The sequence below is a fragment of the Martinezella lusitana genome (genome assembly GCF_900094565.1).
Classification (GTDB): domain Bacteria; phylum Pseudomonadota; class Alphaproteobacteria; order Rhizobiales; family Rhizobiaceae; genus Rhizobium; species Rhizobium lusitanum.
This window is the reverse complement of record NZ_FMAF01000010.1, coordinates 140,740-156,197: the sequence shown is the minus strand read 5'-3', so window position 1 is coordinate 156,197 and position 15,458 is coordinate 140,740. Positions and strand designations below refer to the sequence as shown.

General features: G+C 57.1%; 13 protein-coding genes and 1 pseudogene. 8 read left to right on the top strand and 6 right to left on the bottom strand.

What is annotated here, in order from left to right:
• Positions 1-14: 14 nt before the first annotated feature.
• Positions 15-806, top strand: coding sequence for a COG4705 family protein (locus tag GA0061101_RS20960; protein WP_092574784.1), 792 nt, complete (start codon positions 15-17; stop codon positions 804-806).
• 358 nt (positions 807-1,164) lie between these two features.
• Here the strand turns inward: GA0061101_RS20960 and GA0061101_RS20955 are convergent, their stop codons facing one another.
• Positions 1,165-1,707, bottom strand: coding sequence for a phosphatase PAP2 family protein (locus GA0061101_RS20955; protein ID WP_092574783.1), 543 nt, complete (start codon positions 1,705-1,707; stop codon positions 1,165-1,167).
• Between the two features lie 578 nt (positions 1,708-2,285).
• A complete protein-coding gene (locus GA0061101_RS20950; protein ID WP_092574781.1) occupies positions 2,286-2,660 on the bottom strand; it encodes a hypothetical protein in 375 nt (124 codons plus the stop codon).
• A 242-nt stretch (positions 2,661-2,902) separates the two neighbouring features.
• On the opposite strand from GA0061101_RS20950, the gene GA0061101_RS20945 reads away from it, so the two are divergent.
• Both GA0061101_RS20945 and GA0061101_RS20940 read left to right on the top strand, forming a co-directional pair.
• Positions 2,903-3,562 carry a response regulator transcription factor gene (locus tag GA0061101_RS20945; protein WP_092574780.1) on the top strand — a complete coding sequence of 220 codons (660 nt, stop codon included), beginning with the start codon at positions 2,903-2,905 and terminating at the stop codon, positions 3,560-3,562.
• The gene (locus tag GA0061101_RS20940) at positions 3,559-4,860 is read left to right on the top strand and encodes an ATP-binding protein (RefSeq protein ID WP_092574779.1); all 1,302 of its coding nucleotides are present in this window, start codon (positions 3,559-3,561) and stop codon (positions 4,858-4,860) included. Before GA0061101_RS20945 ends, GA0061101_RS20940 begins: the two co-directional genes overlap by 4 nt.
• A gap of 540 nt (positions 4,861-5,400) precedes the next feature.
• On the opposite strand, the gene GA0061101_RS20935 is transcribed toward GA0061101_RS20940, so the two are convergent.
• Positions 5,401-6,414 (bottom strand): ABC transporter substrate-binding protein, encoded by a 1,014-nt coding sequence (locus GA0061101_RS20935; RefSeq protein ID WP_092574846.1) that lies wholly within the window; start codon positions 6,412-6,414, stop codon positions 5,401-5,403.
• A 547-nt stretch (positions 6,415-6,961) separates the two neighbouring features.
• On the opposite strand from GA0061101_RS20935, the gene GA0061101_RS20930 reads away from it, so the two are divergent.
• From GA0061101_RS20930 to GA0061101_RS20915, 4 genes are read left to right on the top strand one after another with little or no spacing between them, the layout of a single operon-like run.
• Complete coding sequence (locus tag GA0061101_RS20930; protein WP_092574777.1) at positions 6,962-7,564, top strand: hypothetical protein; 603 nt, start codon at positions 6,962-6,964, stop codon at positions 7,562-7,564.
• A gap of 12 nt (positions 7,565-7,576) precedes the next feature.
• Positions 7,577-8,239 (top strand): ABC transporter ATP-binding protein, encoded by a 663-nt coding sequence (locus GA0061101_RS20925; RefSeq protein WP_092574775.1) that lies wholly within the window; start codon positions 7,577-7,579, stop codon positions 8,237-8,239.
• Positions 8,232-8,906, top strand: a complete 675-nt coding sequence (locus tag GA0061101_RS20920) for an ABC transporter ATP-binding protein (RefSeq protein WP_245297527.1) — start codon at positions 8,232-8,234, stop codon at positions 8,904-8,906. Before GA0061101_RS20925 ends, GA0061101_RS20920 begins: the two co-directional genes overlap by 8 nt.
• Positions 8,903-11,557, top strand: coding sequence for an ABC transporter permease (locus GA0061101_RS20915; protein ID WP_092574771.1), 2,655 nt, complete (start codon positions 8,903-8,905; stop codon positions 11,555-11,557). Before GA0061101_RS20920 ends, GA0061101_RS20915 begins: the two co-directional genes overlap by 4 nt.
• 286 nt (positions 11,558-11,843) lie before the next feature.
• Here GA0061101_RS20915 and GA0061101_RS20910 read toward each other — a convergent pair whose 3' ends face one another.
• From GA0061101_RS20910 to GA0061101_RS20905, 3 genes and pseudogenes are all read right to left on the bottom strand, one after another.
• Entirely contained in the window at positions 11,844-12,089 is a 246-nt protein-coding gene (locus GA0061101_RS20910; protein WP_208865022.1) for a divalent metal cation transporter, read from the bottom strand.
• 210 nt (positions 12,090-12,299) lie between these two features.
• Positions 12,300-12,437, bottom strand: coding sequence for a hypothetical protein (locus tag GA0061101_RS39490; RefSeq protein WP_167669581.1), 138 nt, complete (start codon positions 12,435-12,437; stop codon positions 12,300-12,302).
• 847 nt (positions 12,438-13,284) lie between these two features.
• Positions 13,285-14,226 (bottom strand): annotated as a pseudogene (locus GA0061101_RS20905) (IS630 family transposase).
• Between the two features lie 268 nt (positions 14,227-14,494).
• Here GA0061101_RS20905 and GA0061101_RS20900 point away from each other — a divergent pair.
• Positions 14,495-15,061: a hypothetical protein gene (locus GA0061101_RS20900; RefSeq protein ID WP_141694105.1), complete on the top strand. Its 567-nt coding sequence runs from the start codon at positions 14,495-14,497 to the stop codon at positions 15,059-15,061.
• Positions 15,062-15,458: the final 397 nt, after the last annotated feature.

The window sequence follows — 15,458 nt, the reverse complement described above, 5'->3', positions numbered from 1 at the left end:
AGAAGGAGGAGGCTATGCCTTCATCAACGACCTCAAGTGACCCGGCACCCAATCGCGTTCCCGATGTAACGGTCGATTTTTGGATCATAAAGCTCCTGGCGGTCACCATGGGCGAAACGGCGGCTGACTATCTGGCGGTCAATCTCGGCCTCGGCCTGCCGATGACATCGGCCATCATGTGCGGGTTGCTGGCGGTCGCACTCATCCTGCAATTCGCGCAGAAGAAATACGTGCCCTGGGCCTATTGGCTTGCCGTCGTCATGATCAGTGTCGTTGGCACGCTGGTCAGCGATAATCTCGTCGATAACTTCGGGATCGCGCTCGAGACGACAACGATCGGCTTCGGCATCGCTCTCGCGGTTACTTTCTGCGCCTGGTACGCGAGCGAGAACACGCTATCCATCCACACGATCTTCACGACAAGGCGCGAAATCTTCTATTGGTTTGCGATCCTCTTTACATTCGCGCTGGGGACTTCATCAGGTGATCTTGTGGCTGAACGGTTCGATCTCGGTTATTTGACCACGGGCTATATTTTCGCCGGGGTTATCGCTCTCGTGGCGTTGGGATATTACCTTTTCAAGCTCAACGGCATTCTCGCCTTTTGGCTGGCGTATATCTTTACCCGGCCACTTGGCGCATCGTTTGGCGATCTGCTTTCGCAACCCAGGGAGTACGGAGGATTGGGGTTCGGCACCACGATCACCAGCCTTCTCTTTCTCGGTGCCATCGTCCTGATCGTCGCCTACATGACCATCAATCGCCGACGCAGCAAAGATGAATCATTGGTCCTCGACAGCGAATGATCGTCATCTAAGGTGGGTCGGCGTTTGCGGAAAGTCGGTGGGGGAGCCTTCCAACTTGAAGATAGTGAACGCTGCGCAAGATGGTCGACAAGGAATCCCGGTCGGCCATTATACTTGTAACGAGGGTTGCGACCCGGATCGCCACTGAGGGTCTGGAAGATCCGCTTTGCCGGCGATTGGCTCGAATTTTGCGAGGTCGCCGAGCGTCTGTGAGGCGGCGGCAATCGCCGGGGCCGCCGGTAGGAGGGATGCGACGGGCGCGGCAAAAGCCAGCCGAACGATGATAATTGCCTTCTTCGCGAGCCATAATTCGCCGCGAGATCCGGGGTTGTCGTCGACTCTTCGCCCTGTAACTCGACTAGAGAATCGACTTAACCATGCGATCGAATTTCGTGTCTTCACGATAAAAGGCTTGAACGAGCGCGGTCGATAGCAGAGCCATGAAAACTCCACCCACCAGGTCGGAAACATAATGGGTGCCGACATAAACCCGGGACAGGCTGATAAATAGCGCCACCATCATGGCGACGATTGCCCGTCGTCTTAGCCCCTCTGCAAGGAGGGAGAAGGCAATTGCGAATGTCGCTGTGGCATGATCGGATGGAAATGAAGCGTCGGTGCTCCGACCGATGATGAGATGAGTGACCCCAAGCTCATAAGGTCGCAAGCGATCTATGAAAAGAATGACAATCTGATTTAAACCAAGTCCAAGCAAAAAGGCCAGGCCGCAGGCTATGCAGGCATGCCGGACATGGTCTCTATCTTTGCCGGACCACCATTGCAGGACGACAAATAGCACGAGAAGCGGAGCGCCGAATTGTGTCACCGCTATAACCACCGCATCGAGGATATAATTTGATCCGGCCCAGCTGTTGATCCAACGCGTTACAATTTCATCCATATTCAGATCCTGGCTTTGAAGAGGCAATTCAAAGCTTCATTGAGAAGGTATATTGAATCGGCTTGTGCAGAGGCAGTGACCTCTTCGGGCAATTGCAATTCGGCGCAACGCTCTGCGATTGTTTTTCTTAGCAAGCCGAACGAGCCGGGTCCGCTTGACGGATTCCCGAGGGCAAATAAGCATTGCTCCGGTCTGGATAATAACTCGACGACGACATCCTGCCCTGAGAAACTGATGTTTCTGCGCGAGGAGCGCACTCTGGAAAGGTCATTTCTCAACAATTCTCGCAGTGCTTCTCGTCTTCTCAGGAGGCTGTTATAGCCCGATCCGCCGGTCGTTAATTCATTCACAGTCATAAGCCGGTTCGGATCTCCGTCGTCAATGCAAAGGGCATGCTTACTCCGGATAATTAGCGCAGACTTAGGCCTACTCACAGGTAGGGCGCGCCTTGACAAACATAATTCCAGGGTAAGTTTTGCGCTGCATCCTGTTAGCAACCAGATGGAGGTTGCAATGGCAGCTGATCGGATTCATCGCTATTATGTTGATAGACATGGACGCTCCCCGAGACGCGGCGATCAATACGTGTCGGCAATGCGCGCATTTGCCACGCTCGTAGGCATGCTCCTTGGTATCCGGCACTTATCGTCGTCGGCGTTGTCATAGCTCTCTTCCTGGTCACCTATCCATGAATCGAAATTTGCCGCTCGCCCGCTTGCACGCGCTTCCATTGAGCTCATCAGGGCGGATGAATGGCGGCGCGAGACGATCGGTGCAGCAATTTCCCCATCGTCCGCGCCGCCCGCTATTGCCCGATCACCGGAGAGCACCAGCGCGAACGGTCCCGGCGGGTCTGCCGGCACATCACGTTTGCCGTCGACCGCATCCCAGCAACATCCGGCCGCATGGCGCCGGCTCCAAATGAATTGAGCGCTGATCCAAAGGCGTTGCATGTCGCCGCGCTAATCGCGACGCGCGCCCTGTCTCCCCGATAAGTCCTTCACCAGCAAGGCGTTACGCGCAGAGGCTCAAGTCAGCTGCGCGAACATTGTGGTATAAGCCTTGCATCGGGTTGCAAGCGGGGGAAAAGTTGCATCCGATTCTTAGATGCGACTTAGTGATTTTGGTCGGTGCCAACTCCGAACCAAATACTCGAATTCATGAGTTCGGAAAGTGCGCGGGAGATTGAGAGCGGATGAGAATTCTCGTTGTGGAAGATGATCCCATGCTGGCACTCGGCTTGCGACGCGCGTTGACGGATGTCGGCATGTCGGTGGATTGGGTCGCGGACGGTCGATTGGCCGAGGAGGCGATGAGACACGATTCGCACGCGGCAGTTCTTCTGGATTTGTCTTTGCCCGCACCCGACGGCCTGACTTTGTTGCGCGATGCGCGCTTTCGAGGGTCGAGCGTGCCGATCGTGGTCATCACCGCACGCGACGACCTCGATGTCAGGCTGAAGGGACTGGATCTCGGGGCGGACGACTTTGTGCTCAAGCCTTTCGAGCCGTCGGAGATCATTGCCCGACTCCGCGCCGTTATCCGGCGTCGGGCGGGCCATGCCACGTCGAAGATCGGAACCTCAAGCGTTGTTCTCGATCTTGCGACACACGAACTTTCCTACAACAGCGTGACGGAAGTTCTTCCCTACCGTGAATTTGCGCTCATGCGGGCACTCCTTGAGCGGCCCGGTGTAATCCTGTCACGATCGCAACTGGAGGAAAAAATCTACGGGTGGGGAGAGGAAGTCGAAAGCAATGCCGTTGAGGTTCTGATTTTCTACATTCGCAGGCGTTTTGACAAACAAGTCATCCGGAACGTCCGTGGTGCTGGTTGGATGGTTCCAAAGTCATGATCTCGCTTCGGACCGCAACGGCAAGCTCGCTGTCGATCCTTTTCACCATCATCGCTGTCGTCTTTGGCGCAGCATCCTACCTGTTCACGATGAATGAAAGCGGCGATTTTCTCGACCTCCAACAGCGTCAGATCGCCCGCTACGTCGGCGACTTGACGTTCATCGCACCCGATCGGGCAGCCCTGCCTCCTCACGACAGCGAAGACGATTATGTCATAGAAGTGAGCTATGCCGATGGTCGCGTTGCCAAAAGCTCGGACCAATCCATCGTTATTCCAGACCGCGCGGAGACCGGATTTTCCGAATTTTCGGATGGAAAAAGGGAATGGCGGGTCTTTTCGATAATCACACCAGAGAGAACCGTACAAGTGGCCCAGCAGATGGCTGTCCGCAAGGAGTTGGCCACCGATGCCGCGGCAAGGGCTACCATTCCCTTCCTGGTGGCTATTCCTCTTTCCTGGCTCTTGGTCGCCTTCGTAACAGGGCGTATTTTTCGCAACCTGGAGCATCTTGGTAAAGAATTGTCCTTGAAGGCAACCATGGACGCAATTCCAGTCGATCTAAGCACAATGCCTCGCGAGGTCTGGCCTTTCGTCCGTTCGATGAATGAGCTTATAGCCCGTCTTGCCGTCGCGCTACGGCAGCAACAGATGTTTCTTTCAGATGCCGCACACGAATTGAGGACCCCGCTTTCGGCATTGACATTGCAGATTGGCAATCTTTCGCAGAGCAGGGGTCCCGATCTTGAGGAACGGCTCTCCGAGCTGCGCGCGGGCGCCAGACGCGTCTCCGCGCTGACCGATAAGCTTCTCAAGATCAGCAGATATGAGGGGGAGCCCCTTGCAGCTCCGACGCAGGTATTTGACCTGACGGAGACGGTCAAGGACGTGGTTTCCGGGCTCTTGGTCGCCGCCGAGGAGAAGCAGCTCGATCTCGGCTTTGCGGCCCTGGCTGATGGGGCCTGGGTTCGGATCGATAGCGACGACCTGAAGACATTGATCGAGACGATCGTCGACAACGCCGTACGCTACACCCCGAACGGGGGCGCGGTAGACATTACGGTTAAAGGCGGAGCCTCCCCGTTACTGATCGTCTCGGACAATGGCCCTGGCGTTCAGGAGCATGAATTGCCGCGACTTACGGAGCGATTTTATCGCGGCTCGGGCAGGGGCGAGGGCACCGGTCTCGGTCTTGCGATCGTCGAAGCCATATGCGACCGTTATGGCTTGTCCCTGAAACTGATCAACCGCGACGACGGACCTGGCCTTCTCGTGACCGTCGGATTTCCGGCCCCGTAAATCCGGAATGTTTCCATCGATCGGTTCAAGGAACCAATCCTGGCGCGGTCAGGGATGCATGCGCTTGGCGAGATTCATGTGCCTATCAATAGACCGGAGCAATGGTGTCCGCACGAATGGAGAACTGGGTTGCAGATACTGCTCGTGGAAGACAACATTCTCTATGTCGTTCGATGTCATTTGTCTTGACCGGCGGTTTCCGGACTGCGACGGGTTCGACCTGCTGCGTCGCGGATTGGCACAATGCCCGACGATCATCATGTCGGCCTTCGACCAGTTGCCAGATCGGCTCGATGCGAAGCGATTGGGGGGCTTGCTGACTATCTGATCAAGCCCTTTCGCCTGGAAAAGTTGACGCACCGGATCAGCCTGTTACCGGGCTTCCCGGTCGCTATTGCAACTCAGAGCCACTAGTGAAATCGAAGCCCACAAAGCGATAGCTTCATTCGGATTGGCACGTTTACCTGGGGGTCGAGGCGGGAGATCCAGCATAAAAGCCGCCTCCGGGATATCGATCCCGGAGGCGGCTGTTCAGATTGCCTACTTGGCGTTCTTGACGAATTCCGTCGTATAGGTCTTCGACAGGTCGATCGTCTTACCCTGCACATTCTTGGAAAATTCCGAAAGAACGGCAAGAACGGTCTTCGGGCCATCTTCAGGCATAACGCCGTCCGGCGTAAACATCGCTTTGCCGTTTTCGAGCGCCTTCACGTAGCCTTCCTTATCGCCGACATAAAAATCCTTCGGCATCCTGTCGGCGATCTCGGCGGCGGAATGGGTGTTGATGAAATGCAGCGTCTTGACGAAGGCGTTCGCCAGCTTCTGCGTTTCCTCCTTGTGGTCCTTGATCCAGGACGCCTGCATGTAAAGCGAGGCGGCGGGATAGGTGCCCCCAAGGACCGCCTTGGTTCCGGCCATTGTGCGCATGTCGATGAGAACCTTGGCTTCACCGGTCTTCAACAGGTGCGAAATCGTCGGCTCGGTGGTCATTCCGGCCTGGATGGCGTCCTGTTGCAAGGCGGCGATGAAGGTCTGTCCGGCGCCGACCGGAACCGAGGTGAAGTCACTGAGCTTAAGGCCGCTCTTGACGCCGAGATATTGCGTCAGGAAATTGGTGGAGGAACCGAGACCGGTAACACCGAGGCTCTTGCCCTTGAAATCGGCCGGCGACTTGATCTCGGGGTGCTTGCTGGACACCAGCTCCACCTCGCCCGGCGCCTGGCTAAACTGCACCACGGATTCGACGAATTTGCCTTTGCCCTGAAGATCTATGCAATGATCGTAGAAACCGACGACGCCCTGGACGGCGCCCGCGAGCATCTCGTTTTCCGCATCGACGCCGGCAGGCTCGTTGAGAAGCTCGACGTTGAGCCCTTGTTCCTTGAAATAGCCGAGCGCTTCGGCAAGCTTGGCCGGTAGGTAGATTTGTTTCTCGTAACCACCCACCATGATCGAAATCTTGTCTGCCGCATGCGCTGCCGTTGCCGCCAGCGAGCCAGCGGTCATGACGAGGGAAAGGGCTACGGTATGAAAAAGCGCGCGCGATGAACGCATGAAAGTCTCCTCCTGTTTGAATGCCGCGGCAACACCTGGTCGCCGCCTTGGCATAAGCTTCCTCCACGAAGCCAGACACGCTTGCACGAGCAACCTTTCAGTCAGCTTTCAGTGTGCGGGAATCTCACAAGGCGATATTACGATTTTGTTTCGTTGCCGCGAAGGAGACGGCTGGTCAGGAAGGAAGGCACTATTGCGATCACGGAGGCCAGCCGGATGTTTGTCGTCATTGCTATGTAGTGAGGTGTGAGACGAGAGGCACAGCCCCCTAGGTGAAAACATAGTTGAGTGGGAGCCGGCAAATCCTAATGAGCGCGCCAAGAGGAGGCCCCTTCGATATTCTGCCCGCTCTGGAGTTAGCGTTTCGGTGGCCGCGGTCACCGTTGCGTCCGCACACAAGGTGAGGATCACCATAAATCCCGTCTGTCGATTGTTGGTTGGCTCTGACCTTTTTGAGAAACTTTACGATTGTGTATACTTCCAGCGAACCGTTCGTAACCTAACCATTCTACATTGGTGCATCTCTTCACATGAAAGGATCGCAGCAATGGAAAACATTGCCACCAATACGCGCCGGACGGTCATTGCAACCGTTGTTTCGTCGCTAGCCTGCTTTGGCCCGATTTCCATTCTTGCCGAGAGTTCGCCAGCCTTTTCCGCCGAAAAGGTCATTCAGGCAGAAAAGAACCCTCCCGGCGACATTCCTGACACGCAGGTTTTCATCGACTACGCGTCTCCGCATCACTTCATGATGAAGGTTCCCGAAGGTTGGGCGCGCTCTGACCGCGCCGATGGTGCGAGTTTCGTCGACAAGTTGGACGGTGTGATCGTCTCGGTCTCAAAGGCGGCGACGGCGCCGACCATCGAAAGCGTCAAGACCAACGAGGTCCCAAACCTCAAGACCGCCGGGCGGGCGGTGACGATAGCATCCGTCGAAGCCGTGAAGCTGCCTGCGGGGCCGGCGATCCGCATCGTCTACAATTCCAATTCGGAGCCGAATGCGGTGACCGACAAGCAGGTTCGTCTGGAGAACGAACGCTATCTCTATTTCAAGGATGGCGAGCTGGTCACAGTCGAACTCTACGCACCAAAGGGCGCGGACAATGTCGACCAATGGCAATTGATGTCGAAATCGTTCCGCTGGAACTAGGGCTGGGCTCAGATGTCCTTGCTTGTCGCGCATGAACTCTACCGATTTTTCCACACAGGCGAGGACGAGACGTTCGCGTTGCGCGGTGTTAGTCTATGCCTGTCGCAGGGCGAGTTCGTTGCCTTGATGGGACCTTCCGGCAGCGGCAAGTCCACGCTGCTGGCATGCCTGACGGGATTGGACGAGCCGGATGGTGGCCACGTCCTGGTGGACGGCATGCGGCTGACCCGACGATCCGAGGCGGCACGGGCACGCATCCGCGCCAGAAATTTCGGTATCCTGCTTCAGTCCGGTAATCTGTTCCCGCATTTCAGCGTGGAGCAGAACATCCGCTTCCAGATGAGGCTGGCCGATAGGACGGACGATCCGCGCGTTGATGAGCTGGTCGAGATGGTGGGGTTGCGACATCGCGCGCATGCCTTCGCTACACAGCTTTCCGGCGGGGAGACGGCGCGTGCCGGTCTCGCAGTCGCTCTTGCCGCCAATCCGCCGATCCTCGTCGCCGACGAACCTACCGCCGAGGTTGACGCTGACACGGAATCGCGACTGATCGATCATTTCGAAACAAGGCGCCGCGCCGGTCTCACCACTTTGCTTGCAACCCATAGCACGGCATTGGCTCGAAAGGCTGACAGGATCATCCGGCTGCACGATGGGAGGGTGGAGGATGACTGACATACTGACGATCTGCCGGAATATCGGCCGGAAATTTTCAAGCGGCGGCGAACATCTCTCCGTGTTGCAAGACATAAACTGCGAAATCCGTGAAGGTGATCGCATTGTCTTGGCCGGCCCATCCGGCTCGGGAAAGACAACCCTGCTACATATTCTTGGTGGACTGGACCGCCCAACAAGCGGTGAGATCGAATGGCCGTCCTTGGGCACTATCGAGCAGCTTCGTCCCCGTCGGATCGGCTTCGTGTTCCAGTCGCCTAGCCTGTTTCCGGCCTTGACGGCGGCACAGAATGTCGACCTCCCGGCAGTCCTCGCCGGTGTGGAGACAACACCCGGCTACAGCCGCAACCTGCTGTCCTACTTCGGTCTTGGCGAGCTTGCGGACAAGCTGCCTGAGGAATTGTCAGGAGGCCAGGCGCAAACGGTCGTAATGGTACGCGCCTTGGCCCTTCGGCCGAAACTCGTCTTGGCCGACGAACCCACCGGACAGCTGGACGGCACTACGGCCCGGTCCTTCATGGATGCGGTGCTGGAGCACGTGGAAGGAATTGGGGCTGCCCTGGTCGTTGCCACGCATGACGAAGCGATTGCCACCCGGATGGCCACGCGCTGGACGGTGGATCATGGCCGGTTGATTTGCGGTAAAATGAAAGTGGTGGGAACATGATGTTTGTGCTGTGGATCCGAGGCGTCCTTGCCCATCGGCTCGCCCGTGTTGCGGGTTCAGCGGTCGGTATCGCACTCACGGTGGCGCTTCTTGCCATATTGGCACTGTTCCTGGTAAGCGCGGGGGCTTCCATGACCTCCCGCGCGATATCGGCCGTGCCTATCGACTGGCAGGTCCAGCTCGTGCCGGGTGCTGATCAGGACTCGATACAAAAGACACTGGAGCAAACAGCGCTTATCCAGACGACGCATCGGGTCCGCTATGCCAACGTCGCCGGATTCGAAGCCAGCACCGGCGGCACTGCCCAGACGACAGGACCGGGACAGGTGATCGCCTTCGACGAAAATTATCTGCGCGATTTTCCCATGGAAATCCGGTTCCTTTCCGGAAGTCGCGACGGCGTCCTCATCGCGCAGCAGACAGCCGCCAACCTGCATGTCGGGCCTGGAGACAGTGTCACGATCCAGCGGATAGACTTGCCGCCACTGACTGCGAAGGTAGACGGCGTGGTCGATCTTCCCGACGCCGATGCGTTGTTCCAGGCCGTCGGCCAGCCGCCCCAGACAGCTCCGCAGGCGCCTCCGGATAACGTGCTCATCCTGCCATCGGCCGAATGGGAGCAGATCTTCGGTCCACAGGCGAAGGCGCGTCCCGACACCACCCGTCAGCAGTTGCATGTCAGGCTCGCTCACGACGCCCTGCCGCCGGATCCCGTGCCGGCCTTCACTTTCGTCACTGGCGCCGCAAGGAACCTGGAAGCAAAGGTCGCGGGACAGGCACTGGTAGCGGACAATTTGGGCTCCCGCCTCGACGCGATACGCGAAGATGCGCGGTACGCATCCGTCCTGTTTATGTTCCTCGGATTACCCGGTGTTGCATTGGCGCTCGCTCTGACCTTCGCGGTAACGTCATCGGGCGCGGCACGCCGTCGCGTCGAGCGGGCGCTGCTGCGCGTTCGTGGTGCCGCCTCGCGGACGATCCTTGCCTTGTCCGCCGCCGAGGCAACGGTCGCCGCGGTGGCCGGCACCGTGTGCGGAGTTGCATTGGCGTTGTGGTCGAGCCCTTTGGTACCGGGACTGCACATGATTCCAGGCGTGACCGTTCCGATCCTGGGCCTCGTGGCCGCCGTGGGGCTCGTCACGGGTTTTGTCGCCTATCTCTATCCTGCCTGGCGCGACATGCGGTTGAGCACGGTCAGCGCGGCGCGGCGCTCTGTAGACGAGGTCGCACGGCCGCTTTGGCAGCGCTTGTGGCTGGACGCGCTGCTGCTTCTGGCGGCGAGCCTGTTCTTCTGGCAATCGGCAAGCACTGGATACCAGATCGTGCTCGCACCGGAAGGCGTGGCGGCGACGGCCGTGGACTACAAGGCGTTTATCGCGCCCGCCTTATTCTGGCTTGGGACGGCACTGCTGACACTGCGATTGTCGAACAGCGTGATTGCGCGCAACGGTTCATTTCTTCGAGCTCTCATAAGGCCAGCCTGTGGTGTGCTCACGCCGATTGTGGCCGCCGCGTTGTCCCGGCAAACACGCCGGCTCACCGCAGGCATCGCGATGACTGCGCTAGCAATCTCGTTTGCCGTCTCAACTGCAATTTTCAATGCTACCTACAATGCACAGTCGCGTGTGGACGCCGAGCTCACCAACGGAGCCGACGTCACCGTATTCGGCACGTCCGAGAAGCCCGCCGATGCCCATCTGACCGCGCTCGCCGCCTTGCCGGATACGGCCGCCGCCGAACCGATGCAACATCGCTTCGCCTACGTCGGTGCTGACCTTCAGGATCTCTACGGCATCGATCCTCTGCGCATCGGGCGTGCCACTAGTCTTTCAGACGCCTATTTCAGCGGCGGCAACGCCGCAGCCACACTCGCTAAGTTGGCCGCGACACGAGACGGTGTACTGCTGTCGGAAGAGACTGCTCAGGATTTCCAGCTTGAGCAGGGCGACACGATCAACTTGCGTCTGATGAACACCCGCGACCATCAATATCATCCGCTGCCGTTTAAGTTCATCGGAGTCGCGCGAGAGTTTCCGACCGCGCCGAAGGATTCCTTCCTGGTGGCCAACGCCAGTTACATCGCCGAAAAGACCGGTTCGGCAGCCTCGGAATATGTGCTGATGCGAGCGAAGGGCGACCCGGTAAAGCTCTCCGCACAGGCTTCGACCCTCTTTGCGTCCGATCCGTCAATGAAAATCACGAACGTCGGCCAGGCCGCGCATCTTATCGGTTCGAGCCTGACCGCCATCGATCTGGCCGGTCTGACGACGATAGAGCTGGTATTCGCCGTAGTGATGGCTGCTGCAGCAGGCGGACTAATGCTGGCGCTGGGCCTCATCGAGCGGCGCCGGAATTTTGCCATTCTAAGTGCCATCGGCGCTACCCGGCCGCAACTGTCGGCATTTCTATGGAGTGAAGGCCTTCTCGTCATTGCCGGAGGCATCTTTTTCGGCATGCTGTCTGGGATAGCGACGGCATGGATGCTGGTGAAGCTGCTGACCGGCGTGTTCGATCCGCCACCCGAAGCTCTGTCGATACCCTTGGACTATATCGGTATGGTCTTGCTTTTGATGGTTGCAGCCGTCGTCACGGCAGTTCTGGCGGCAAGACCGCCACGAGGGCATGACGCAGAATATCTGCGGGATTTGTAAGCGTCCGTCTGCGCGCCAATGCTCCGTTGGCGATGGCCGGCACGAGCATTGTAGCGTTATCCAGGTCGCCATTGATCTGCGATGATTTCGTATGACCAGGCAGCGCGTGATCCGCTCTATCGCCCTCGTCGTTTTACTGCTGAAGTCATTTCCCACGCCGTATGCCTCCACCTGCGCTCTTCGCATGGCCTGCGAATGGTCGAGGATACCGTTATGGCGATCGCCGAAGTCACATTACTGGACAAACCATATAGCTAATCGATGCTGGCGACACTGATGATTTCCGTCACCATCGTCCGGCCGTTGCCGCCACGAGCCCAACCGCCGCAACCCACGACCAACCTGTGCCAAATTCCTTGCGGATCAGCTCGCCGTGCCCCTGGCCCGTATAGATCCCTAGACGGATGGTCAGTTCCTGGACCATATAGAGCAGCGGGATCACGACAATTAACGGAGGCAAAAGCCGGTAGCCGCATTTGGCGCCGCTTTGCGCTGCCGTGACGACGTTACCGACATCTGTGTCTGCCAGCATGACCAAAAGACCCGGCCCCGATACCGCGGTAGATCGAAAGGCACGTAAAAGGGATTAACCTTGAATAATCGAAATTTTAGTCGTCTCTCGCCACATGGATATTTCAAAAATAAAGCGATGTGGATGAATTTGTCAAAAGCCCGGCGGGATTCACGCACGTGGCAATGCGTGAAAGACGTCTGCTTGTCGCCTTCGATACTTAGGCCCCTGTCAGTCGTCGTCTTCCTCACCATAAGCCCATGCGGCTCGCACAAGTAGGACGGCGAGATAGAAAATGCCAAAGAGGATGACGGCTGCGATCGCGTAATCAATATTCTCCACCAGCTTTGGATGATATTTCTCGAGCATTCGCTCATATTATAGGCTACGATAGCCAGAGCGGTGAGACTACCCGCCAGCACCACCACTACATTTCTTCCGAACAATGTCACAATCTCTCGCCACATTCGAGCCCCCGACGCTTGATTCAGGCCGTGTAAGATTCCGCTGCGACCATAGCAGCGGACTGTCGCTTAAGTCCTATCACAACTCTTGGGAATTGTGGTGCAGGACATGTCGTTGCACAGCGGGGGTCGTTGTAAAAAGACTGCGCAAGGACCCATACTAAACACGCTGGGCAAAACATATTGAACCATACTATACCATGTCTTCATTCGCCGCTGGCCGCCGCCCCAAACGCCATCGAGCCAAGGCCGGTATTGCCATTTGCATTCTTCATCTTTTGACGATGCCATCACTGTCGTCCCACTGCTGACCTCGTCATCATTCCCGTGCTCTAAGGGCTGGTGAAAGCATGGCGGCTGCCAGCAGCGGCTGATGATTGCCTCTTCGAGGGGAGCGAATAAGTAGGGAGGCGGACGAATGAGACTGGGAGACGGTCGAAGATCTGAGGGTTTCTATGGATGACCGATCCTGATCAGCTTCTTGGGATTTATCGACTGTTGTTGAGCTGACACAAAGACCGAGCGCAATTCATGTTTCGGTCTGTCACCACGCCAGGGCGATAGGAAACGAGGTTGGTCACAACAGCAATCGCTCTTCAGTCGATATCGCTAGCGTATTGAATTCCACCGAGATCTGAGCCGTCTTTCTGCTGGGCGCCGACCCGGCCGTGCGGAGGCTGGTCTATGAACTGCTTCACTATTTCGAACTGATCGTGGCCCATCGCGAAATGGCAAACTAGAGCGCGTCCATTTTAATCCGGGTCATATCCGGCTGCTGCGAAATAGTTGGCACATTCCTGCGGTTTGAAGACCGTGACGATTTTGCCAACGGTATGCCACAAGGCCTCAACGGAGCGCTCGGCCCTTGCCCGCAGAAGGGCTTTGAGTTGGAAAAGGCCATTTCGATGGGGTTGAAGTCGGGACTGTTGGGCGGAAGATAGAGCAGCTTGCCGCCAACGGGGTCGATAGCCAGCCGAACACCGTCGGCTTTATGCGCAGGTAGATTATCCATGATGACAGTATCGCCCGTGCTGAGTGTTGGCACAAGAACCTGCTCGACGTAGGCCAAGAATGCTGCGCCGTTCATCGGACCGTCGAGCACCATCGGTGCCGTCATGCCGGAAAGCCTCAGTACACCTGTAAAGGTGGTCGTTTTCCAGTGTCCGTGGGGAACGGCCGAACGACAGCGTTCACCGCATAGGGATCGTCCGCGCAGCTGAGCCATCTTCATGGAAAGGCCGGTTTCGTCGATGAAGACGAGCTTGGCAGGATCAAGATCGAGCTTACCTTCAAACCAGTCCTGATGCCGTTTCAAAAGGTCGTCTCGCTCCTGCTCCAACGCATGGGTGGTCTTTTTTAAAGGTCCAGCCGCGCTTGCGAAGCCACACGTCAAGAGCACTACGGCCGATCGATACGGATTTATCCGTGCTCAGGCGCAGGACCATCTCATTGAGCGAGATGTCTTTCTCCACATCAATCAGACCGATGATAAATGCCTCATGCGCATCCAGCCTGGAGCCAGAACGTCGGCCTTGTTTGCCTGCTGTCAATTGACCCTGTCGCGCATTGGCGATCCAGGCAATCGCTGTCGAAATCCCAATCCAAAATCGCGCAGCCGCCGAGCGTGCGGACATCCGGTCTGCGGAAGCCGCAAGAACACGGCTGCGAAGATCATCACTTAATGCACGTGACATCCCTACCTCCTGATTCGAAGGAAGGAAATCACGGCCAATTGAGCCTGTCACCCAAATTCTGATTCCGCGTTCAATGGACGCGCTCCAGCTAAATTTTTAAGCGAAATTCAACAGGCGGCCACCTATACCTGCCGTTCAGCGCATCAGGCGTTGCACTGCTCTTCCACCCGCTGAGCATCTTCATGGCATTGAAACCATTTTATTCCAGATTTGAACGATCAGGTCGGCAGAAGAGATCATACCGGCTATTGCCACTAGATGAGGGCACATGAAAATCTCGGTCTGTCCGCCGATGAAAACACTCCTCGCGGCGCTCCTCGCCGCAGCGCAACCGTTCACAGCCAACGCCGCTGCAGTATGGCTGGGTTCAGCAAGCCAATGGTCTATCGGATACGTATCAGATAGCTCCCAAAGCTATTGCACGCTCTTATGGGATAGTGAAACAGGAAAGACAGTCGAATTTCGCGAAACCCTGAAAGATGCCACATGGATCATTACGGATGAAGCGTGGTCTTTGCCGGAGCATTTGGCCACCCACGTGGCAATCAAGGGCAGGAGCAACTCAATAGAAGTGCCGGCTGCAGGGGCGGGCGGCAAAAGTCTTCGCATCTGGAATCTTGCGGAGAATTCGAACGCCGACGGCGTGCACGGAATTATTCGCTCTGCACTTGCCGGAATGGCAGACCTTCAGGTTTCGTTTCAAGGCAACGAGCCCGACTGGATAATCCCGACATCCCGTATCTATCCGATGCATGCGACGTTCACGTCCTGCCTCCAACGTCTTTTTGCGAACAGCGCCGTAAAAGCCGAAAGTGCCGCGACGAAACCTTATTAGGTCGCTATCCAGATTGTTGCATACTGCGGCAGTGTGAAATCCCGGCGGCCGCCATGACAAGAAGATCTACGGCTCAACGATGATTTCGATGCAGGCTCGTCCGCCGGGGGCTAGCAGGCATACGGGTATGCACGGAAGAGGACCTTGCTTTTAAGAAGGGTCTGATCCGCCCAAAATAGGATTTGCGTCAGGCGCTCGTTCGCGGAGCATGTAGGGGAAATCCGACAAGCTTCCCATCAAACAAACGAAAGGCTTCTTTTGCCGGTAGCGCCTTGCCAAAGAGACAGCCTTGGCCGAGATTACAGCCCATGGCCATAAGATCGCTCAACAGGTCTTTCGGCAGTCGTGAGGATATCAAGACCTTTTCCAAGACCAACGATTGCTCGCATGATCTTTT